A 21,808-nucleotide genomic window follows, 5' to 3' on the forward strand; every position below is an offset into this window, starting at 1 on the left:
CTTATCGCATAAAAATGACCCGGGGCAGCCGGGCCTGTCTTACCAGTGTGCCGGCATCCTGTGTCTGCATCGTCCAGCTGACGGCATCGATCTCGGATTCGTCAATCACGGAACGGAAGGAATCGCCGGACAGCTGCAGGTAGGCGACCAGCTCGGCCAGGCCATGCTGCAGGGGCCGCAAGTTGCACAGTTCCTGCAGCGTGACCTGTGTGCGGCTTTGCAGTGCATGGCGGACGTGCGCCGCCAGTTCCGCCTTGTCGATGACGACCTGCGAGAACAAGGCGTCGGCGGCGACGTCGGCGTCGCCGGCTTCGATATCGGTGTCGGCGATGCGGGCCTTGAGGGCCGGCACGAACAAGGGGCGTTCCATCGGCAGTTCGATGTCGGCGGCGGTGTCGTCCACGGCCATCATAAGGTCTGGCGGCGGCGCGTCTCGCACGGCCAGCGCCCGGGCCTCGATGCCGCGCAGGAGGTCCATGATACGGCGGTTCTCCAGCCAGGCCTTGTCGTCGAGGAAGCGCCGCAGCTGTTGCGAGAGCTGGGCCACAGTGCGCTGGGTATGCTCGCCGGCTTCCAGCCAGTCGTAATGCACGCGGCGCAGTCGCGTGTCAGGATTCAGTTCCGAAACCGTTGGCAGTGCCAGCACATGCTCGAGCAGGGACGAAAGCTCTTCCTGGCGGCGGCTGCTCATCACGAAATCCCAGAATGCGCGGAAGCTGCGGCCTTGGTCGGAATCGGCGATGGTATCGCGCTCGCCCATGATCTCTTCCAGCAGTGCGCCCTTGGAGCCTTCCCAAAGCGCAATGCGCTCTCGCACGCGGCGATCCAGAGAGCGGAAATTGTCTTCCACTTCGCGGAAATCGGTCAGTAGTTCGCGTGCCAGCGCGACGAATTGCTGGAAGCGGTCTTTCAGCGCGGTGTCGTCAAGCAGCGGCAAGTCGCCGCCGGTGACCCGAGCGATCTCCGCATCCAGCTCGTCGCGGCGCCGGTGCAATTCCATCAGGCGCGCCTGCGGGTCGGTCTGCGTGCCTTCGTGCATTTGCTTGAGCAGATCGAACAGCGTCAGCAAGCGCGACTCCGTGCCGACGAAGCTGCGCTCGGCCAGCGTGCCGAGCCACGCGATCGCCTTTTCGGTGGCCGGTGTCAGGTCGAACTGCGGTTCGTCCGACCCCTGCCGGTAAAACTTGCGCAGCCAGCCCTTCTCGTTGGCCGCCCAGTCGTTCAGGTAATCGAGCGCCGGTTTGGGAAAGGTGTCCTGGCCGAGGCGTTCGCGCAGCGCGAACAATGCATCCTCCAATGCTTCGGCGAGGTCGGATTGCCCGATCGAACGGCGGTTGGGTTCGACGAATGCGCGATGGAGGAACGCCGCGACCAGACTGGCGTGGTCAGAACGGAGCAGGCGCCATGCCGGATGGCTTTGGCGCAAGCGCTCCAGGGTGTCGAAGTCTAGGTTCACGGCAGGAGCCGGGCATGTCCCGGCGGAACAGGCGGAATCGATGCTGATTGTAAGGCGTAATTCCACCATGTGATCTCTGATTACCTTCCCAAGGTTGTCCCTGCAATTTCGAAAGCTGCGGTGATCCTTCGTTGTAATCTCCGCAAAGTACGCGGTGAAAAATTGCCTATACGGAGATTTCGCGACATAATTTCCGCATGAAACGCGGAGATTGGCTCTACATGTGGCAGGCGCCTGACTGGCCTGCATTGCGCTATGACCTGACAGCCCTGGCGCAGCCGCTGTCGGAAGTGACGCGGGCGCAGGGGATGCTGCTCGGTCGGCTTTCAGACGTCGGCATGGCGCTGCGCGACGAAGCAAGCTTGGCCGCGCTGACTGAAGATGTCGTCAAGACCAGTGAAATCGAAGGGGAAAGGCTCAATGTTGATTCGGTGAGGTCGTCAATTGCGCGCAGGCTCGGCGTTGACATCGGCGCATTGGCCCCGGTAGATCGTCACGTGGAAGGTGTCGTGGAAATGGTCCTCGATGCCACGACGCACAGCAACGCGCCGCTCAGCAGGGAAAGGCTGTTCGGATGGCATGCGGCGCTGTTCCCCACAGGCTACAGTGGCATGTCCCGGATACGTGTCGCACAGTGGCGCGATGACGCAAAGGGCCCCATGCAAGTTGTCTCCGGACCTTTAGGCCGTCAGCGCGTGCATTTCGAGGCTCCGCCGGCTGATTGTCTACCGTTGGAAGCGAAGCGATTCCTGGATTGGGTCAATGACGACCAGTCCGATCCGCCGGTGCTGAAGGCAGGCCTTGCACATCTTTGGTTTGTCACGCTGCACCCCTTCGACGACGGCAATGGCCGTATCGCCCGCGCGATCGGAGATCTTCTGTTGTCCAGGGCCGATGCGAGCCCGCAGCGCTTCTATAGCCTGTCGGCGCAGATCCAGCGGGAGCGCAAGGACTACTACGACATCCTGGAGCGCACCCAAAAGGGCTCGCTGGACGTGACCGCTTGGCTGTTGTGGTTTCTGGACGCTCTTTACCGCTCCGTTCAGAATGCTCAACACACGCTTGATGCTGTGCTGGGGAAAGCCCGCTTCTGGCATCGCTGGGGTGCGACGCCTATGAACGAGCGGCAAACGAAGATGCTGAACCGTTTGCTCGACGGCTTCGACGGGAAGCTGACGAGCAGCAAGTGGGCCTCAATCGCCAAATGCTCCGCTGACACGGCGCTGCGGGATATCAATGAACTGGTAGCCCATGGTGTCCTGCAGAAGTCGGGGGCCGGCGGGCGGAGTACGTCCTATATGCTCGCAGCCCTTGAAAGTTGAATTGGCCGAAATTTGCGGTGCTCGCTCTCCTCTCCCGCAAGCGTGAGTGGAGAGCGAGCTGGCAGCGTAGTGGATTGTCTGCCCGCTGGGATAGCCAGAGCCACTGCTCATTGGGTAGCAGTGCGCGCCCTTATCCCAACTGTTACCCCAACCTGTTACCCCAACCTGAACTGCCCCACCGCCCCCGCCAGGCTTCCTGCCTGCGTCTGCAACGCTGCCGCCGCCGCCGTCGACTGTTCCACCAGCGCCGCATTCTGCTGCACCATCTCGTGAGCTGGCTGACCGCCTTATTCACCTCTTGAATGCCGCGTGTCTGTTCCATCGTCAGCAACGTGTCGAAGGTGACTGGGATTATTAACGAGATCACTCACGCATCGGAGCGGCCGCTGCCGACTTGAGGCAGCAATGCGCGTCGCCGGGACATTCGCTGAAGTTGACGACGCAACCCGTCAATTTGGTGCGTGATCGGGCCGTCACGCGGAGGATCGGGAGCGTCTTCTTTGCAACGCTTTACAAAGGCTTACACCGGTTATGCGATCGGCAACATATTCTGCGGGCACCCCACAACTACAAGCGGAGAGCACCGTGCTGAACCTTTCATACTCATCCACGCCGCTGCGCATCCTGGCGCTGAGCGGCGCCCTGGCGCTGGCCGCCTGCGGCGGCGGCGGTGGCGATGATTCCGGTGGCGGCCAGGGAACGCTGAAGGTTTCGATGACCGATGCGCCCGCCTGCGGCTATGACCATGTTTTCGTGACCGTCAACAAGGTGCGCGTGCACAGCAGCGCCAACGCCGATCCGGGCGCCGGCGGCTGGGTCGATATCGACGTGGTTCCCGCGCGCAAGATCGACCTGCTGTCGCTGACCAATGGCGTGCTGACCACGCTGGGCCAGACGGTGCTGCCGGCCGGCAGCTATCAACAGGTACGGCTGCTGCTCGACGCGAACCGCGGGGGCGGTTCGGGCGCACTGGCCAACTCGGTAGTGCCCACCGGCGGCACCGAGCAGTCGTTGGATACGCCGAGCGCGGTGCAGTCCGGCATCAAGATCAACCGGCCCTTCACGGTTGCGTCCGGCACGCTGACCGACCTGGTGCTGGACTTCGATGCGTGCAAGTCGGTGGTGACGCGCGGCAACGGCAGCTACGGCCTGAAGCCGGTGGTGACGGCGATCCCGATGGTGGTCAGTGGCGCGGTCAGCGGCGTGGTGGCCTCGGCGCCGGGCGCGCGCGTCTACGCCGAGCGCAACGGCGTGGTGGTAAAGGCCACGGTGGCCGATGCCAATGGCAACTTCACGCTGTCGCCGATCGAGCAGAGCAGCACCGCCGGCGCGGTCGACGTGGTGGTGGTGCCGGGCGCAGCCAATGGCCGCGGCACGGGCATCGTGCGCAGCGTGCCGGTGGTGGCGGGCGGCAGCACGGCGATCTCGACCTCGGCGTCGCCGATGTCGCTGCCGACTTCCGCGTACCGGCGCGTCTCGGGCACGGTCACGCCGGCTTCGGCCGAAGCGACGCTGCGCGCGCTGCAACTGGTCAACGGCGGCACCTTCGAGATCGCGGCAACCGCCGCGGCTACCAATACGGGTGCCTACAGCTTGTACGCGACCGAGCCCGCGCTGCCGGTGGCGGCGCCGGTGATCGGCACTTACCAGGCCTTGCTGCCGATCCCGCTGCTGCCGGACAGCGCCGCGGGCGGCAAGTACAGCGTGCAGGCCACCAGCACCAGCGGTGCGGTGGTGACGCAACAGGTCGACGTGAATACGGCTGATGTAACCCAGAACCTCTCGTTCTGAGCCAGCTCGGCTGGAGCAAGACAGCCGGAAGCGGGCGGGGGCCTGCTTCCGGCTTTGTCGTTTCTAGCGCTCAGACGCCCCACCCGCTTGCCGCGGTTTCCCGCTAGACTTTGACTCTCGCGTCCCGGGAGATCGCGCCATGGCAGCACGCACCGCGGCCAAGTCCGCACCTGAGCCAGCAACCAAGGCAGCAGCCGAGCCAGCATCGGCAGCGGCGTCGCCCACAGCGCGGCGCAAGTCTGGCGGCAGCTTTCGGGTTGGCATCGGCGGCTGGAATTTCGCACCGTGGCGCGACAATTTCTATCCGGCCAAGCTGCCGCAATCGCGTGAACTGGCCTACGCCAGCCGACATCTCAGCGCGATCGAAATCAATAGCACTTATCACGGCACGCAAAAACGTTCGTCGTTTATCAAATGGCGTGATGAAACGCCGGAAGATTTTGTGTTTTCAGTCAAGGCGTCGCGCTTTGCCACCAACCGGCGCGTGCTGGCGGAATCGGGCGAATCGATCGAGCGCTTTATCGACAGCGGCATCGCCGAACTGGGTCCCAAGCTGGGTCCGCTGGTCTGGCAGTTCGCGCCGACCAAGCAATTCGATGCGGAGGACTTCGAGGGTTTCCTGCAATTGCTGCCCGCTTCCGTCGAAGGGGTGAAACTGCGTCATGTTCTGGAGGTGCGGCACGACAGCTTCATGTCGCCGGACTACCTGAAGCTCGCGCGCAAGTACAAGGCTGCGACCGTCTTTACCGATTCACCGAAATTCCCGTCGATGGCGGACCTGACCGCGGATTTTGTTTATGCGCGCTTGATGGAAAGCAGCGAGAAGCTGAAGACCGGCTATGGTCCCAAGGCGCTCGACGAATGGGCCGCTCGCGCGCAGTCATGGGCGCAGGGCGCGCAGCCGGGCGACCTGCCGGTGCTCGAAGACCGCAAGGCCGCCGCAAGCAAGCGCGAGGTCTTTCTCTTTTTCATCAACGGCGCCAAGGAACGCGCCCCGGCCGCCGCGCAGGCGCTGCTGGAGCGGCTGGGCTGGACACCGCCCGCCGACGCGGAAGCCTGACGCCGGATCGCTATAATCCCGCATGAACTCGACCCCTGTCCAAGCACCCCCCCAGCCGCAAGCCGGCCCCGCTTTTTCCACCCTCCCGCTGTCGCCCGCCATGCTCGCCACGCTGGCGCAACTCGGCTATGACGAGATGACGCCGATCCAGGCGGCCAGCCTGCCGATCACGCTGGCCGGCCAGGACCTGGTCGCGCAGGCCAAGACCGGCAGCGGCAAGACCGCGGCGTTCGCGCTGGCGCTGTTGAACCGGCTCGACCCACGCCGCTTCGATGTGCAGGCCATGGTGCTGTGCCCCACGCGCGAACTGGCCGACCAGGTCACGCAGGAAATCCGCCGCCTCGCGCGCGCCGAAGAGAACATCAAGGTGCTGGCGCTGTGCGGCGGCTCCCCGATGCGCCCGCAGGTGGATAGTCTTATTCACGGCGCGCATATTGTGGTGGGCACGCCGGGCCGAATTCTTGATCATATCGATCGCGGCAGCCTGGACCTGGCGGCAATCGGCACGCTGGTGCTCGACGAAGCCGACCGCATGCTCGACATGGGTTTCTTCGACGATATCGCCTACATCGCCAGCCGTTGCCCGAAGGAACGCCAGACGCTGCTGTTCTCGGCGACCTATCCCGAGGGCATCGACAAGCTCGCCCACAAATTCCTGCGCAAGCCGCAGTCGCTGAAGCTGGAAGCGACGCACGACAACGCCACCATCCGCCAGCGCTTCTATGAAGTGGAAGAAGGTGAGCGCCTGGGCGCGGTCGGGCGGCTGCTCGATCATTTCCGCCCGGCCAGCACGCTGGCGTTCTGCAATACGAAGGCGCGCTGCCGCGAACTGGTGGAGCTGCTGCGCGCGCAGGGCTACGAGGCGCTGGCCCTGCATGGCGACCTGGAGCAGCGCGATCGCGACCAGGTGCTGGTGCAGTTTGCCAACCGCAGCTGTTCGGTGCTGGTTGCCACCGACGTGGCCGCGCGCGGGCTGGATATCGCGCAACTGGAAGCGGTGATCAATGTCGAGATCACGCCCGACCCCGAGGTGCACGTGCACCGCATCGGCCGCACCGGCCGCGCCGACCAGGAAGGCTGGGCGTTCAGCCTGGTCAGCATGGACGAGATGGGGCGTGTAGGTAACCTGGAACAGCACCACGGTGGCGAGTTCGAATGGCATCCGCTGGCCGAGCTGACGCCCGCGAGCAGTGATCGGCTGCTGCCGCCGATGGTGACGCTGCAGATGCTTGGCGGCCGCAAGGAGAAGATCCGCGCCGGCGATATCCTGGGCGCGCTGACCGGCGAGGCTGGCTTTACCAAGGAGCAGATCGGCAAGATCAACGTGCTGGAGATGTCGACCTATATCGCGGTGGAGCGCAGCATCGGGCGCGAGGCGGTGAAGCGGCTGAATGCGGGCAAGGTCAAGGGCAAGAAGGTGAAGGTGCGTCTGATGACGGAGTAAATGGAGGCCGGCAGTAGTGGGTGCGCCACAACATCGCTTACAAAGATTCGCGTAAGTCACCCTGTAAGCCGGCGCATTCCTTTGCTACTCTGGTTCCATTGGTCGCAAGGCAGGTAGCGCCAGCCGCATGATTTCTCGACGGAAGAGGAGTTGGTGATGAAAACTGCACGCCAGGTTCTGGAATCCAAGCCGACTCAGGCCATCTACAGCATCCCCCCGACGGCGACGGTGTATGCCGCGCTGCAGCTGATGGCCGAGAAAGGGATCGGCGCCCTGCTGGTCATCGAGCACGGTGACATCATGGGCATCCTGAGCGAGCGCGACTATGCGCGCAAGGTGATCCTGATGCAGCGCACGTCGCGCGAGACGCTGGTGCGCGACATCATGACCAGTTCGGTGATCTACGTCAGTGCCAGCCAGAGCACCGACGAATGCATGGCGCTGATGACCAAGCACCGGCTGCGCCATCTGCCGGTGATGGACAACGAAGAGCTGGTCGGCATGCTGTCGATCGGTGACCTGGTGAAGGACATCATCTCCGAGCAGCAGTTCATCATCGAGCAGCTGGAGCATTACATCCATGGGGGTGGGCATTAGGCAATTTGCGTTGGGCTGGTGGTGAATTGATCCGCCGGCCCTCTCCCCCCGGCCCCTCTCCCGCGGGCGGGAGAGGGGAGAAAACCGTAGGGGTTTGACGACAGCCCTTGGGCCTCCCTCAGCGCGATATGCGCTAACCGCATATAATTATGCGGTTACTGAATTACGGTCACTCCGCTGCGGCTTCCCAGCCGTTCCTGGCGGAACTTCCGGCCGGCAATTCCTCCTTCCCAAGTCTGCTTCGCGGCACGATGCCGCGTACCCGTCTCTGCAATGTCGTCGTCCGCATCCGCCGCCCAGGCCATCCTCGCTCCCGTCCACGATCATCGCGCCATCATGCGTGTGATCGGCGGCATCGTGCTGTGTATCCTGCTGGCGGCGCTGGACCAGACCGTGGTGATCCCGGCGGTGCCGGCCATTGCCAATGACCTGAACGGATTTGGCCACCTGTCGTGGATCGTGACCGCGTACCTGATCGTGTCGACGGTGACCACGCCGCTGTACGGAAAGCTTTCCGACAGCTTCGGGCGGCGCCGCCTGCTGATGGTGGCGATCACGCTGTTCATCGGCGCTTCCGTGGCGTGCGCGCTGGCGCAGACGCTGGGGCAGCTGATCCTGTTCCGCGCGCTGCAGGGCGTGGGCGGCGGCGGGTTGATGTCGCTGGCGCAGGCGGCCATCGCCGACGTGGTGGCGCCGCGCCAGCGCGGGCGCTACCAGGGCTACCTGGCCACGGTGTGGGCGGTGGCGTCGATTGCTGGGCCGCTGGTGGGCGGCTGGGTGTCGGACCACATGTCGTGGCGCTGGCTGTTCTGGGTCAACGTGCCGCTGGGCCTGCTGGCGATGGTGATGTGCTATCGCGGCCTGGCGATGCTGCCGCCGCGTGGCGGCCGGGCGCGCGTGGACTGGCTGGGCGCGCTGCTGCTGGCGGTGGCCATCGTCGCCTTCCTGCTGGCAATGAGCTGGGGCGGCGATGTCTATGACTGGCTCTCGCCGGAGCTGGCCGCGCTGCTGGTCGCCGCGGCCGTGGCGGTGGCGCTGCTGGCGTGGCAGGAGCGCCGCGCCGCCGACCCGATGCTGCCGCCGCGGCTGTTCGGCAACCGTGCCTATGTGATGGGCGTGGCGGCATCGGCGCTGTCGGCGCTCAATATCTTCCTGTGCATCTTTGCGCTGCCGCTGCATTTCCAGCTGGTGCGCGGCGCGGATGCCTCGACCTCCGGCCTGCTGGTGATGCCGTTCCTGCTGGCGACGGTGGCGGGCAACTTCATCGTGGCCTGGGTCGCGCCGCGCGTGGGCCGCATGCGCGGCATCCTGACGGCGGGCTATGTCGCCGGGGCGCTGGGCCTGATCGTGCTGGCGCTGGTGACGCCGGCGGTGCCGCTGGCCGTGGTGCTGGCGGCGATGACGCTGGCCGGCGTGGGCCTGGGCATCACCATGGTGGCCACGCTGATGAGTGTGCAGAACGTGCTGGAGCGCCGCGATACCGGCGCCGGCACCGGCGCGCTGCTGGTGCTGCGCTCGCTCGGCAGCGCGCTGGGCGGGGCGCTGGCGGGCACGCTGCTGACGCTGGAATTCCGCCATGCGCTGGTGGCTTCGGGCGTGACGCAGGCGCTTGACCTGGGTGCGCTGCGCCATGGCAGCGAGGCGCTGGCACAGTTGTCGCCGGCGGTGCGGCACGTGCTGGCCGGCGGTGTCGAGTCGGGCTTTCAGCTGATCTTTGCGGTTGGCGCGGCTGCGTCGGTGCTGGCGCTGCTGGTCGTGCGCAGCATGCCGGACCTGGAGTTGCGCAGCAGCGTCACGGAGCATGCGGCCACGCTGGCGATGGACTGAAGCGGCGGGCGGCAGCCAGCCCGTCATCGGCGTAGACTACGCGTACCCGATACAGCGAGCCGACCCCTGGAGCCCCGTCGCCATGTTCCGTCGTTCCCTGATTTCCCGCCCCTTCGCTTTCGCCTTCGCCTCCGTGGCGCTCGCCGCGTCGGCCCTGCTGCCCTCGCCCGCCCGCGCCGCCGAGAAGTCCGCAGCGCCCGCCGCCGCGCAGGCCGGTGCTTGCCCCGCATCGCTCAACTTCACCTTCCCGCGCCTGCAGGATGAAGCGCCGCAGAACCTGTGCCAGTACGCCGGCAAGGTGGTGCTGGTGGTCAACACCGCCAGTTATTGCGGCTTTACGCCGCAATATGAAGGGCTTGAGGCGCTGCACGCCAAATACAATGCGCGCGGGCTGGTGGTGCTGGGATTCCCGTCCAATGATTTCTCGCAGGAACCGGGCTCGGAGAAGCAGATCGCGGACTTCTGCTACAACACGTACGGCGTCAAGTTCCCGATGCTGGGCAAGTCGCACGTGCGCGGCAGCGACGCCAATCCGATGTACGCGCTGCTGGCCAAACAGACCGGCACCGCGCCCAAGTGGAACTTCTACAAATACCTGATCGGCCGCGACGGCAAGGTGGTCGCCAGCTACGACAGCCGCACCAAGCCGGACGACAAGGAACTGGTGGCGAAGATCGAATCGCTGCTCGGCGCGCAGCACTGAGCAGCGCCCTGCACCCTTCGCTCAGTCCCGCACCAGCCCTTCCGCGCGCATTGCTTCCTGCACCGCGGGCCGTGCGGCCACGCGCGACAGGTATTCCTGCAACGACGGGTACGCGGTCAGCGGCATCATCAGCATGCGCGCCCAGCCGAGGATGGTGAAGCAATACGCGTCGGCCACGGTGTAGCGGTCCCCCGTCAGGTATTGGCGGGTTTGCAGGTGGCGGTCGAGTTCGGCGAAGCGCGCCTGAAGCTTGGCCTTGCATGCCTGCTGCGTGCTTTGCGCGGTTTCCTTGTGCCACAGCCACGGACTGAACACCTTGTGCAGCTCGGTGGAGACCAGCGTCAGCCAGCCGGTGGCTTCCAGCCGCTCGCGCGTGCCGGAGGCGGGCAGCAGGCCGCGCTCAGGCACGAGATCGGCGATGTACTGGAGCAACGACGCCACTTCGGTATGGCGTGAGCCATCATCCAGTTGCAGCAGCGGCACGTAGCCGCGCGGGTTGATCGCGTAGTAGTCGTCGCCGCCGTTCTCGGGCTGCGCCAGCTTGTGGTGTTGCAGGTCAACCTGGGCCAGCGTGACCGGCAGGCCGGCTTCGCGCAGCGCGATGTGGACGGACATCGAGCATGCGCCTGGGGAGTAGTAGAGCTTCATCGCGATCCTGTTTGGGGTTGGCTGGCCGCCACGCCGTTGTGGGGCCGTGCGAGCAGTCTAGGATCGCGTTTGCGGTGCGGCAATGCGCGGGCTTGCGGAGGGGGATTGCAGATTTGCACAGCCCGCGCCAGGTGCGATCGGGCGATGGTGCGATGGCGCGACCTGTCGACCGTCGCGCCGTCGCCCTTCAGCTACTTATTCCACTTCGCGGAACAGCCGCCCCCATCCTTTCAGCTCGCGTGTATCCACGCCGCACAGCCGCAGCGATTTCCACACCACGGTAGAAATGGTGTCGTACAGCGGAATCCCCGTCTCGGCCTCAAGCTCTTCCGCCAGGTGCGCCGCACGCAGGTTGGTGCAGAACGTGGTGATCGCCTGCGGCCCATGCTGCGCGAGACCGCGCACCATCTCGCGGATGGTGTCCGCCTCGACTTCGGCAAAGCTGTAGTTCACGTGCAGGTCGAGGTGGCTTTCCGCCACGCAGTGAAAGCCGCTGCGTTCGTAGTTGGCGATGATGCGCTGCTGCACGTCGTCCAGGTACGGCGTGGCCAGGCCGAAGTTGCGCGCGCCGGTCTTTTCCAGGATCTCGTTGAGCGCCAGTACCGAAGTGGTGGCCGGGATGCCGGTCGCCTCGGTGATCTGCTTGCACAGCGCTTCGTCCTTGTCGAAGCCGAGCCAGCCGGACGACGTGCCGTTCCAGGCGATGACGTCGACGCGCGCATCGGCCAGCAGGCTGGCGGCGGCCAGGATCTTGTCGAGGTTGAACTGCCCCAGCGCCTGGTCGCGCAGCGAGATCTCGGTCACGGTGAAGCGCGAGAAATGCGCGCTGACGTTGGGCAGGCCGGCAACCATCGCGCTGGTGATGGGCTCGAGCGCCGTGTTGGAAGACGGCGTGAGCATGCCGAGTCGGATTTGCTTGGTCATGTGGTGGTCTCAGGAGTCAATGCGGGGGACGGGACGTTGCCGGCCCCCTGCTCGTCTTGGAATTCGGTGATCGCGGCGATCCGCGAGGATCAGACCGGAATCTTGGTCTCGTAGTCGATGGCTGTCGAGGCCAGCAGCAGCCCCACGCCCGCCGCCGCGAAGAACATCAGCGCCAGGAAGTACGAGCCGGTGAACTGCACGATCATGCCGACGATGATGGGCACGGTGATGCCGCCGATATTGCCGCCCAGGTTCATCACGCCGCCCAGGAAGCCGACCTTGTTGCGCGTGCCGAGCATCGACGGCACGCACCAGAACAGGCCGCACCAGCGCAGGAAGAACAGCGTGGACGACAGCAGCACCACCACGATGATCGGATCGCTGACATAGGCCACCGAGAAGATCGAGGCCGTGGCCACCACCGCGGCGATGCCGAACAGCGTGCGCATCACCACATTGGGACGGCCGCCCGCCTCTTTCCACTTGTCGGCGATCCAGCCGCCGATCAGTTCGCCGATAAAGCCGCTGAAGAAGATGATGAAGCTGGCGCCGCCCATCTGCTTGATGTCGAAGCCATGCACCTTGTTCAGGTAGTTGGGCATCCAGGTCAGCAGGCCGTAGAACACGGTGTTGAAGCACATCCAGCCAGCGGCCATGCACCACACCGAGCGGTACTTGAAGAAGTCCATGGAGCGGCCCGACAGGTTGGCCGGCTCGGCGCGGTGTTCGTTGGCTTGCGCTTCTTCGATATAGCGCGCTTCCAGCTCGTTCACGCCGCGGTGCTCGCGCGGGGAATTGCGCACGTAGTACCAGGCCAGCACGCCGGCCAGCACGGTGCCCACGCCGGCCACGATAAAGGCCAGCCGCCACGAGCCCAGCGAGGCGATCAGCCACGTGATGATGATCGCGCCGAGCGCCGCGCCCAGCGGTGCGCCGCCATCAAGCAGCGTGGCGCCGCGGCCGCGTTCGTTCTGCGTCATCCAGATCGCGTTGAGCTTGCCGCCGGCCGGGTAGATCGGCGCTTCGGCGGCGCCCAGGCCAAGCCGGGTCAGCATCAGCGAGGTGGCATTGGTGGTGAACGCCGCGATGGTCTGGGCGAGCCCCCAGAACACGGTGGCGCAGGCGATCACGATGCGCGGCTTGTACTTGTCGGCCAGCATGCCGCCCGGCACCTGCATCAGGGCGTAGGTCCAGAAGAACGAACTGAGGATCAGGCCCTGCATGGTGGGACTGAGGTCGAACTCCTTTGCGATCAGTGGCATGGCCACCGAGAGCGAGGCGCGATCGATGTAGTTGATCGCGATGAGGAACAGCATCATCAGAAAAATCTTCCAGCGCACGGAGGTCTTGGCCTCCGTTAACACCGTCGCCTGGCTTGTCGTTTGCATGGCGGCGTCTCCTTGTCTTGGTCCTTTGGATGGGCAGTTCTAATTGGGTGTCGCGCAACAGGGCCGAGTATAGGATACGTAATCTGTAATTACAACGCGTGTAAGTCATTGATTTTACGATGTTGCGAATTCACATTTTTGGGATGTGATAGCCTTGCTGTGGTGCATTTCCCCATTCTGGTGACGTCTTTGACACAAACGCTTCCCAAAACCACGCGCCTGCGCACGCTCGGCATGTCGGCCGAGATCGCCGTCCGGCTGCGCACCATGATCGAAGAGGGCGAGTTGCCGCCGGGCGCGCGCATCGATGAACGCGCCTTCTGCGAAGCCTTCGACGTCTCCAAGACGCCACTGCGCGAGGCGCTCAAGGTGCTGGTGTCCGAGGGACTGGTGCTGCACCGGCAATACATCGGCTACCGCGTGGCGTCGCTCGACCTGGAGGAGTTGCGCGCCACCTTCGAGACCCTGCACGGGCTCGAGGCGCTGGCCGGCGAACTGGCCGCGCGGCGGCTGGGCGACGCCGCGATGGCGAAGCTGGAGCGGCGCCACCAGGCCATGATCGACGCGCATGCCGCGGGGCGGCGTACCGACTATTTCCGCATTAACCAGGAAATCCACCAGTTCATCATCGACGGCGCCGCCAACCCGGTGCTGGCTGGCGTCTACGCCATGCTGATGAGCAAGGTCCACCGCGCGCGCGGCGCCGCCAATGCCGACACGCTGCGCTGGCAAGAGTCGCATGAGGAACACGAGGCCATCATGGCCGCGCTGCGCGAGCCCGGCCGCCCGCGCCTGGCGCAGGTGCTGCGCCAGCATTCCGAGAACACCGCGAAAGAGGTGCTGGCCGTGGTGGCGCGCTCGCTGGCCGAGGCCGGCGCACGCGACCCTGGCCTGAAGCAGTCCGCATGAGTCATCCCTGACTCAAACGCAATCCCTGACGAAGACAACGACGATGAAACTGGTTCGAGTAGGCAATCCCGGCGCGGAGCGCCCGGGCGTGATCGATGCAGAGGGCCGCGTGCGCGACCTGAGCGGCGTGGTGGGCGAGATCGGCCCGGGCGAACTGGCGCCTGCGGCGCTGGCGCGGCTGGCGCAGGTGGACGTGGCGGCGCTGCCCGTGGTCGAGGGCGCGCGCGATGGTGTGCGTTTCGGTGTGCCCTGGACGGGTATCGGCAAGATCGTGGCGATTGGCCTGAACTATGCCGATCACGCCGCCGAGGCCGGCATGCCGCTGCCGGCCGAGCCGATCGTGTTCCTGAAGGCCAACAGCTCGCTGAACGGCCCGGACGACGCCGTGATGCTGCCGTTCGGCTCCGAGAAGTCCGACTGGGAGGTCGAGCTCGGCGTGGTGATCGGCACCACCGCGCGCAATGTCTCGCGCGAAGAGGCGCTGAACCACGTGGCCGGCTACTGCGTGGTCAACGACGTGTCCGAGCGCGAGTTCCAGATCGAGCGCGGCGGCACCTGGGACAAGGGCAAGGGCTGCGACACCTTCTGCCCGGTCGGCCCGTGGCTGGTGACGCGCGATGAAGTGGCCGACCCGCAGGCGCTGGGCCTGTGGCTGGAGGTCAATGGCGAGCGCGTGCAGCGGGGCAGCACCGCGACCATGGTCTTCGACGTGGCCACCGTGGTCAGCTATGTCAGCCGCTTCATGACACTGCTGCCGGGCGACCTGATCGCGACCGGCACGCCGCCGGGCGTGGGCATGGGCTTCAAGCCGCCGCGCTTCCTGAAGGCGGGCGACACCATGCGCCTGGGTGTCGACGGGCTTGGCGTGCAGAGCCAGCGCGTGGTGGCCTACGGCGAGCGCTGAACACACTGGCGCAAGCCGGGCAGGGCGCGGCGTCACCCGGCAAGGTGACGCCGCCGCGCGTCGGGCAAAGCTGCAAAGCCGGTAAAAAGCGCCCGTTTCAATGGTTCCCCATCGAAACGCTTTCATACAAAGCGTTGGGTTTCCATACAAAGCGTGCCGTGCGCGCAACGGTTCCGGTGGCGAAAACGCCCGGATCGCATCGATTTACGCGAAATCGCACACTTGGCATTTCGCTTGCGTTTTCTGCGTGAAATACTGGTTATACAGGTTTCGCCAGAGAGCAAACGCCATGTCAGAGCACGCCCCCGAGATCGAGTCCTACCTCGGTACCACACTCAAGCGCCGCTACTGCGGGCTGGCCGACACCCTGGACAGCCGCGCTGAACTTGAAGCGATCCGGCGCAACATCCACCAGAATCCCGAGCTTGCCTTTGACGAGGTCCGCACCTCCGGCCTTATCGCCAGCCTTCTGGAAGCGTGGGGCTTCACGGTCACGCGTGGCGTGGGCGGGACCGGCGTGGTCGGGACGCTGAAGTGCGGCGAGGGCGCGCGCAGCATCGGCATCCGCGCCGACATGGACGCACTGCCGATCCACGAGCGCACGGCGCTGCCTTACGCGAGCGTCAATGAAGGTCGCATGCATGCCTGCGGCCACGACGGCCACACTGCGATCCTGCTCGGCGCTGCGCGGCAGCTGGCGCGTACGCGGAATTTCGACGGGACCGTGCACCTGATCTTCCAGCCGGCGGAGGAAATCGGCGCGGGCGGCGGCGCGGAGCGCATGCTGGCCGACGGGCTGTTTGAACGCTTCCCGTGCGACGCGATTTTCGGCCTGCACAACCATCCAGGCGTGGAGCAGGGCAACTTCCTGTTCCGCTCGGGCCCGTTCATGGCGGCGTGCGACACCGTCACCATCACCATCCGCGGCAAGGGCGGCCACGCGGCGCGCCCGCACCAGTCGGTCGATCCGATCCTGGCCGCCGGCAGCCTGGTGATGGCGCTGCAGTCCGTGGTATCGCGCTTCGTGGACCCGAACGAGGCCGCGGTGGTGAGCATCGGCACGCTCCACGCCGGCCACGCACCCAATGTGATCCCGGACAGCGCGCGCATGGAGATCAGCGTGCGTTCGTTCAGCCCGGACGTGCGCGCTTCGCTGGAGAACCGCATCCGCCAGCTTGCAATTTCGCAAGCCGAGGGCTATGGCGCGGTGGCGGAGGTCGACTACGTGCGCGGTTATCCGGTACTGGTGAACAGCGAACGCGAAACCGACTTCGCGCGCCAGGTGGCCGAGGAACTGGTCGGCGTCGACAAGGTGGTGTCGCAGGCCGCGCGCATCACGGGCAGCGAGGACTTTGCGTATTACCTGCAGCAGCGTCCGGGCTGCTTCGTGCGGCTGGGCAATGGTGCCAACCAGCCGCTGCTGCATAACGCGGGCTACGACTTCAACGACGAGAACCTGACGGTGGGGGCGGCGTACTGGACCAGGCTGGTGGAGCGCTACCTGGGGCGTTGAGCGGGGAAAACGCCAGTGGTTTTCTCCCTTCTCCAACAAACGCCTACCGAAAAAACGCGCTCGGCGGCACGCCGAACTGCCGCCTGAACATCGTTGCGAACGCGCTTGGGCTGTCGTAGCCCAGGTCCAGCGCCACGTCGACCACCTTGCTGCCCGCGGCCAGCTTTTCCAGCGCCGCCAGCAGCCGCGCCTGCTGGCGCCATTGCCCGAAGGTCATGCCGGTCTCGCGCGCAAAGCGGCGCTGGATGGTCTTGGGATCCACGCCCAGCTGTTCGCCCCAGTCCGCCAGGGTCAGGGCGGTGTCGGGCGCTTCCACGATCGCGTCGCAGATCTGCCGCAGGCCCGCGTCCGACGGGCGCGGCAGGTGCAGCGGCAGCGATGGCACCAGCAGGACTTCATCGAGCAGCAGCCGCATCAGGCGCGCATCGCGCGTATCCGGATCATAGGGCAGGGGGATGTCGATCGCGGCCAGGATCAGCTCGCGCAGCAGCGGCGAGATGCCGAGCACGGTGCAGCGCTGCGGCAAGCCGGGCGCGGCATCCGGGCGGATATAAGCGGTGCGCATCTGCACGTGGCCGACCATGCGGATCCAGTGCATGGTGCCGCCGGGCATCCACATGCCGCGCGTGGGTGGCACGATCCACTGGCCTTCCTCGGTGGCCACCACCATGACGCCGTGCACCGCGTGGATCAGTTGCGCATGGGGGTGCTGGTGCCGCTTGGTCACTTCGCCAGGCAGGTAGTCGGCGGCCATCGCGGCGACCGGCATCGGGCTGCGATCGTAGCGGACGTAGCGCGGGGGATCGCTGTAGGTGTCGCCCGGCGTGGCGACGGGGGGTACCGGCAGGTCGCGGACACGCCGCCGGGCGGTGGGACCGGGCGGGGCGGTGTCGCCGGGAGCACGGGGGGCGCGCGGCATGTCCTTTTCTCCAAGGTTGCGGACTTATTCTCGCAGGACAGGCGCCTGCGCGCCAGCTAGCATCCATGCTCACAGTCCTGACTGGCCAGCGCCCCCCGCTGGCCGCTTTCCGTTTGTCGAGAGCCGCCAATGAGCACAACCATCGACTCCGCGCCGACCGGCGCTGCAGCTTCCAGCACCACCATTGCCACCACTGCCACCACGCCCGCGCAGGCCGAACGCACCGGCTTCCGCGTGCTGTCGGCAATCAGCTTCGCCCACTTCCTCAACGACATGATCCAGTCGTTGATCCTGGCGATCTACCCGATGCTCAAGGGCGGCTTCAACCTGAGCTTCACGCAGATCGGGCTGCTGACCATGACCTACCAGGTCACCGCATCGCTGCTGCAGCCGGTAGTGGGGCTATACACCGACAAGCATCCCAAGCCGCATTCGCTGGCGATCGCCATGGCCTTCACGCTGGCGGGCCTGCTGCTGCTGTCGGTGGCGCCGACCTACGGCGTGCTGCTGGTAGCGGCGGCGCTGGTGGGCACCGGCTCGTCGATCTTCCACCCCGAATCGTCGCGCGTGGCGCGCATGGCGTCGGGCGGCAAGCATGGGCTGGCGCAGTCGATCTTCCAGGTCGGCGGCAACGGCGGCAGCGCCATGGGCCCGCTGCTGGCCGCGCTGATCGTGCACCAGCAGGCCAGCCTCGCCTGGTTCTCGCTGGCGGCGCTGGTGGGCATCGTGGTGCTGTGGCGCATCGGCGGCTGGTACTCGCGCCAGCTGGCGCAGGGCGCGCGCAAGCGCAAGGCTGCAGGCGCCGCGGCCAGCCCGGTGCCGACGCGCGTGGTGATGCGGGCGATGGTGGTGCTGATGGTGCTGGTGTTCTCCAAGTACTTCTACATGGCCAGCCTGACTTCGTACTACACGTTCTACCTGATGGAGCGCTTCGGGCTGGAGCGCCAGAACGCGCAGCTGCACCTGTTCCTGTTCCTGTTCGCGGTGGCGGCGGGCACTATCCTGGGCGGGCCGATCGGCGACCGCATCGGCCGCAAGCGCGTGATCTGGGCGTCGATCCTGGGCGTGGCGCCGTTCACGCTGCTGCTGCCGCACGTGGGCCTGTTCTGGACCACGGTGCTGACCTTCATCATCGGCTTTATCCTGGCGTCGGCGTTTTCGGCGATCCTGGTGTTCGCGCAGGAACTGATCCCCGGCAAGGTCGGCATGGTGTCGGGGCTGTTCTTCGGCTTTGCCTTCGGCATGGGCGGCATCGGCGCCGCGGTGCTGGGCGGGATGGCGGATACGCATGGCATCCGCGCGGTGTATGAGTACTGTGCCTACCTGCCGCTGCTGGGGCTGCTGACGGTGTTCCTGCCGGACCTGCGCGAGCGCGCGCACGGCTGACGCGGCTGGATTGCCGAGGCGCCGGGCCAACAGGGCTCAGGCGTCGTTTGTCTCCCCGCCGCCGCCAGGCGGCGGTTCGAACTGGTGCAGCCAGCGCCGCAGCAGCGTGGCCAGCTGGGCCCGTTCCGCGGCGCTGAGCGCCTCCACCAGGCGGTGTTCGTTTTCGACGTGCGGCTGGCGCTAATGTCGCCGCTTCTGCCGCCGCCTTTGCTGGCCCGGCTTCTCCGGCCCCGGCGTCCTCCACGCCCGGCAGGCTGCCGCTGCGGGACATCCTGCTCACCGGCCTGGCTCCCGCGATCTGGGACAGTACTTACCTCGTCACCAGCCAACGGGGCCTGGCTGGGCGCGCGCCCGCGGACCGCGGCGTGGCTGGCAGGCCTGGGCGGGCTGCTGGGGGTGGCGTTGCTGTTGCTGGGGCAACGCTGGCCAACTGGCTTGGCTATGGCTGGCTGAGCATCGTCGGCGCCGGCGTGACCTATGCGCTGTGGTTCCGCGGGGTGGCGCGCATGCCGTCGTCGGCGGTGTCGGCGTTGGGGCTGCTGAGCCCGGTCAGCGCCACTGCGCTCGGTTTCCTGGTGCTGGGGCAGGCGCTGACCGCGGTGCAGGCGGTCGGGGCGCTGCTGGTGCTGGCCAGCGTCTGGCTGGGGCAGCGCGCGCCAAACTGAGTGCATGGGCACTGCCGCGGCGGCCGTGAACTGCTGCGGGCGGGCATTTTGCGGCATCATGGCGGGCATGAAGTCCGCCGTGCCCACGATGCCCCCGCTTTCTCCGGTCACCTCCCAGCCTGTCGCGCCGCCGGCCAACCCCAAGCCGGCCTGCGAGCGCTGCCTGGAACTGGCCGCCGACCCGCGCCGACGCGAGCCGCCGGCTTGCCTGGCGCTGCGCAATACGGCGCCGCTGGTCAGCAAGAGCGAGGTGGGCGTGCCTTTCAGCATGCTGACCTTTGCCTGTCGCGACTGCGGCACGGTCTGGCGCCTGTATGACCGTGCCAACGAACTCTTTGTCTCCTGGGTGCCGGAGCGCCCGCTGGTGCGTTGAGGGGGGCGCGGAGTTGTTCGTGGAGTTGAGCGTGGAGCTGGGCGCCCAACACCGTTGAGCGCGCAACCGATCGGCTAAGATAGCGGCTGTCGCGCGCTGGCCGGCAGGCCGCTCGCCCTGCGAGGCGCGCCCCAGACACTCTCCCCGTATTCCCGACACTATGGCCTTCCCGTTCCGCCCGACTTTGCTGGCAGCCACCGTTGCCGCCGGCCTGCTGGCCGCCGCACTCCCCGTCGCCGCCGCCGCCGCAGACAACTACCCCAGCCGCCCGATCCGCCTGATCGTCGCCTATCCCACCGGTGGCATCAGCGATACCGTGGCGCGCGCGCTCGGCGAGCGCCTGTCGGCGCAGATGGGTACCTCGGTGGTGGTCGAGAACAAGGCCGGCGCCGGTGGCAGCATCGGCATCGACGCCGTCGCCAAGGCCGCACCGGACGGCTATACGCTCGGCTTCGCCTCGACCAGCCCGCTGACGCTGAACCCGCACGTCGGCCACGTCAACTACGACCCGCAGAAGGACGTCGCGCCGGTCATGAGCGTGATGTACTCACCGGTGCTGGTGATCGCCACCAACGGCTTCAGCGGCAAGGGGTTCGCCGACGTGGTCGGCCAGGCCCGCGCCAAGCCAGGCTCGGTGCGCTGGGCGACGTCGGGCCTGGGCACGGTCGGCCATGTGGTGCTGGAACAGGTCAAGCAGAAGTCGAAGGCCGACATCACGCTGATCCCGTACAAGGGCGCCGGCCAGCAGATGAACGATGCGCTCGGCGGCCAGTTCGAGGTGATGAGCACCAACGCCAGCCCGGCGCTGACCCAGCATATGCAGGCCGGCCGCCTGCGCGCGCTGGCGGTGGGCGCGCCCAGGCGCCTGGAGAGCCTGCCGCAGGTGCCGACGCTGGCGGAGCTTGGCTACCCCAAGGCCAACCTGACTTCGACCTTCGGCATCTTCGCCCCGGGCAAGACCCCCGTGGCGATCATCGACCGCCTGAATGCCGAGCTGAACAAGGCACTGGCAGAACCGGAAGTCCACGAGCGCCTGCTCAAGGGCGGCGAAGTGCCCACCGGCGGCACGGCGGCGCAATTTGCCAAGGCGATCCGCGAGGAGTACGCGGAGAACGCGCGCATCGTCAAGGAAGCCGGCATCAAGGCGGACTGATCCGGCGACTGCCGGCTCAGGCAGTATCGAGCCGGCACCCCAGCCCATATACCGACGACAGCCGCACGCCGTTGTGCGGCCACAGCGACAGCTTGGTGCGCACGCGCGACAGATGGCTGTCCACCGTACGCGACGTCGGCTCGACATGGTAGCGCCAGACCTGGTCGACCATGGTCTGGCGCGGCACCACGGTACCGAGATTGCGGAACAGCAGCACGGCCAGGTCGAATTCCTTGGGCGCCAGCGGCACCGGCCTGCCGTGCACCCAGGCACGCCGCTCCGCGGGGGCGAAACGGAACGCGCCATGCGCAACGTCGCAGGCTTGCGCGGTCGGCCGCGCAAGCCGCAGCAGCGCCTGCACACGCGCAGCCAGCTCGCCCAGCCGCAACGGCCTGGGAACATAGCTGTCGGCGCCCTGCGCAAAGCAGGCCGCGACGAAGTCGTCTTCGTTCGAGCCGCCGGTCAGCATCACCGGCAGGTCATGGCCCAGCGAGCGCCGCACCCACGCCAGCACGTCCAGCGCCGGGATCCCCGGCGTTTCGCAATCGAGGATCAGCAGGTCGAACGGCTCGGCGTGCAGCGCGCCCAGCAGCGTGCGGCCGCTGAGGTAGCGCCGGCACCGGTGGCCGTCCAGGCGCAGGCTCTGTTCGATACGGATGGCGAGGGTCGGATCGGCCTGCAGCGAGGCAATCTTCACGGTCGTGGCTCCTCCTGCCGGCGCGATGCCGCCGGCAATGAATGCGGGCAGGGAACGGGAACAAGCGGGAAGCAGGGCACCGGTTGCCCGGTACCGCGGCGAAGCCATGTTATGGGCCGCCTTGCTGAG

20 protein-coding genes are annotated in these 21,808 nt (G+C 66.5%); 14 read left to right on the forward strand and 6 right to left on the reverse strand.

What is annotated here, in order from left to right:
• Position 1 precedes the first annotated feature (1 nt).
• Positions 2-1,456 carry a DUF3375 family protein gene (locus CTP10_RS00140; RefSeq protein ID WP_116322313.1) on the reverse strand — a complete coding sequence of 485 codons (1,455 nt, stop codon included), beginning with the start codon at positions 1,454-1,456 and terminating at the stop codon, positions 2-4.
• Between the two features lie 197 nt (positions 1,457-1,653).
• On the opposite strand from CTP10_RS00140, the gene CTP10_RS00145 reads away from it, so the two are divergent.
• The 7 genes from CTP10_RS00145 to CTP10_RS00175 all read left to right on the forward strand — a co-directional run bounded on the left by CTP10_RS00145 (position 1,654) and on the right by CTP10_RS00175 (position 10,200).
• Positions 1,654-2,778 (forward strand): Fic family protein, encoded by a 1,125-nt coding sequence (locus CTP10_RS00145; RefSeq protein WP_116322314.1) that lies wholly within the window; start codon positions 1,654-1,656, stop codon positions 2,776-2,778.
• Between the two features lie 588 nt (positions 2,779-3,366).
• Complete coding sequence (locus CTP10_RS00150) at positions 3,367-4,569, forward strand: DUF4382 domain-containing protein (protein ID WP_442875130.1); 1,203 nt, start codon at positions 3,367-3,369, stop codon at positions 4,567-4,569.
• A gap of 139 nt (positions 4,570-4,708) precedes the next feature.
• Positions 4,709-5,629, forward strand: coding sequence for a DUF72 domain-containing protein (locus tag CTP10_RS00155; protein ID WP_116322316.1), 921 nt, complete (start codon positions 4,709-4,711; stop codon positions 5,627-5,629).
• Between the two features lie 22 nt (positions 5,630-5,651).
• Entirely contained in the window at positions 5,652-7,073 is a 1,422-nt protein-coding gene (dbpA, locus tag CTP10_RS00160; RefSeq protein WP_116322317.1) for an ATP-dependent RNA helicase DbpA, read from the forward strand.
• A 156-nt stretch (positions 7,074-7,229) separates the two neighbouring features.
• A complete protein-coding gene (locus tag CTP10_RS00165) occupies positions 7,230-7,670 on the forward strand; it encodes a CBS domain-containing protein (protein WP_116322318.1) in 441 nt (146 codons plus the stop codon).
• 336 nt (positions 7,671-8,006) lie between these two features.
• A complete protein-coding gene (locus tag CTP10_RS00170; RefSeq protein ID WP_116322388.1) occupies positions 8,007-9,497 on the forward strand; it encodes an MDR family MFS transporter in 1,491 nt (496 codons plus the stop codon).
• 82 nt (positions 9,498-9,579) lie between these two features.
• The gene (locus CTP10_RS00175) at positions 9,580-10,200 is read left to right on the forward strand and encodes a glutathione peroxidase (RefSeq protein WP_116322319.1); all 621 of its coding nucleotides are present in this window, start codon (positions 9,580-9,582) and stop codon (positions 10,198-10,200) included.
• A 21-nt stretch (positions 10,201-10,221) separates the two neighbouring features.
• On the opposite strand, the gene gstA is transcribed toward CTP10_RS00175, so the two are convergent.
• From gstA to CTP10_RS00190, 3 genes are all read right to left on the reverse strand, one after another.
• Complete coding sequence (gene gstA / locus CTP10_RS00180; protein WP_116322320.1) at positions 10,222-10,848, reverse strand: glutathione transferase GstA; 627 nt, start codon at positions 10,846-10,848, stop codon at positions 10,222-10,224.
• A gap of 195 nt (positions 10,849-11,043) precedes the next feature.
• A complete protein-coding gene (locus CTP10_RS00185) occupies positions 11,044-11,772 on the reverse strand; it encodes a maleate cis-trans isomerase family protein (RefSeq protein WP_116322321.1) in 729 nt (242 codons plus the stop codon).
• Between the two features lie 89 nt (positions 11,773-11,861).
• Positions 11,862-13,160 (reverse strand): MFS transporter, encoded by a 1,299-nt coding sequence (locus CTP10_RS00190; protein WP_116322322.1) that lies wholly within the window; start codon positions 13,158-13,160, stop codon positions 11,862-11,864.
• A gap of 42 nt (positions 13,161-13,202) precedes the next feature.
• Between CTP10_RS00190 and CTP10_RS00195 the strand changes: the two genes are divergently transcribed.
• The 3 genes from CTP10_RS00195 to CTP10_RS00205 all read left to right on the forward strand — a co-directional run bounded on the left by CTP10_RS00195 (position 13,203) and on the right by CTP10_RS00205 (position 16,486).
• Complete coding sequence (locus tag CTP10_RS00195) at positions 13,203-14,069, forward strand: GntR family transcriptional regulator (RefSeq protein WP_233528318.1); 867 nt, start codon at positions 13,203-13,205, stop codon at positions 14,067-14,069.
• A 43-nt stretch (positions 14,070-14,112) separates the two neighbouring features.
• Positions 14,113-14,973 carry a fumarylacetoacetate hydrolase family protein gene (locus tag CTP10_RS00200; RefSeq protein WP_116322324.1) on the forward strand — a complete coding sequence of 287 codons (861 nt, stop codon included), beginning with the start codon at positions 14,113-14,115 and terminating at the stop codon, positions 14,971-14,973.
• Positions 14,974-15,262: 289 nt separating this feature from the next.
• Positions 15,263-16,486, forward strand: coding sequence for a M20 aminoacylase family protein (locus CTP10_RS00205; protein WP_116322325.1), 1,224 nt, complete (start codon positions 15,263-15,265; stop codon positions 16,484-16,486).
• Positions 16,487-16,529: 43 nt separating this feature from the next.
• Here the strand turns inward: CTP10_RS00205 and CTP10_RS00210 are convergent, their stop codons facing one another.
• Positions 16,530-17,405 (reverse strand): AraC family transcriptional regulator, encoded by an 876-nt coding sequence (locus CTP10_RS00210; protein ID WP_233528314.1) that lies wholly within the window; start codon positions 17,403-17,405, stop codon positions 16,530-16,532.
• Positions 17,406-17,534: 129 nt separating this feature from the next.
• On the opposite strand from CTP10_RS00210, the gene CTP10_RS00215 reads away from it, so the two are divergent.
• From CTP10_RS00215 to CTP10_RS00230, 4 genes are all read left to right on the forward strand, one after another.
• The gene (locus CTP10_RS00215) at positions 17,535-18,791 is read left to right on the forward strand and encodes an MFS transporter (RefSeq protein ID WP_233528315.1); all 1,257 of its coding nucleotides are present in this window, start codon (positions 17,535-17,537) and stop codon (positions 18,789-18,791) included.
• A gap of 365 nt (positions 18,792-19,156) precedes the next feature.
• The gene (locus CTP10_RS00220; RefSeq protein WP_233528316.1) at positions 19,157-19,456 is read left to right on the forward strand and encodes an EamA family transporter; all 300 of its coding nucleotides are present in this window, start codon (positions 19,157-19,159) and stop codon (positions 19,454-19,456) included.
• 88 nt (positions 19,457-19,544) lie between these two features.
• Positions 19,545-19,829 carry a hypothetical protein gene (locus CTP10_RS00225; RefSeq protein ID WP_233528317.1) on the forward strand — a complete coding sequence of 95 codons (285 nt, stop codon included), beginning with the start codon at positions 19,545-19,547 and terminating at the stop codon, positions 19,827-19,829.
• A 160-nt stretch (positions 19,830-19,989) separates the two neighbouring features.
• On the forward strand, positions 19,990-20,982 hold the full coding sequence (locus CTP10_RS00230; protein ID WP_116322326.1) for a Bug family tripartite tricarboxylate transporter substrate binding protein: 993 nt from the start codon (positions 19,990-19,992) through the stop codon (positions 20,980-20,982).
• A 16-nt stretch (positions 20,983-20,998) separates the two neighbouring features.
• Here the strand turns inward: CTP10_RS00230 and CTP10_RS00235 are convergent, their stop codons facing one another.
• A complete protein-coding gene (locus CTP10_RS00235; RefSeq protein ID WP_116322327.1) occupies positions 20,999-21,679 on the reverse strand; it encodes a response regulator transcription factor in 681 nt (226 codons plus the stop codon).
• Between the last annotated feature and the right edge of the window lie 129 nt (positions 21,680-21,808).

It is taken from the genome of Cupriavidus sp. P-10, from assembly GCF_003402535.2.
Classification (GTDB): domain Bacteria; phylum Pseudomonadota; class Gammaproteobacteria; order Burkholderiales; family Burkholderiaceae; genus Cupriavidus.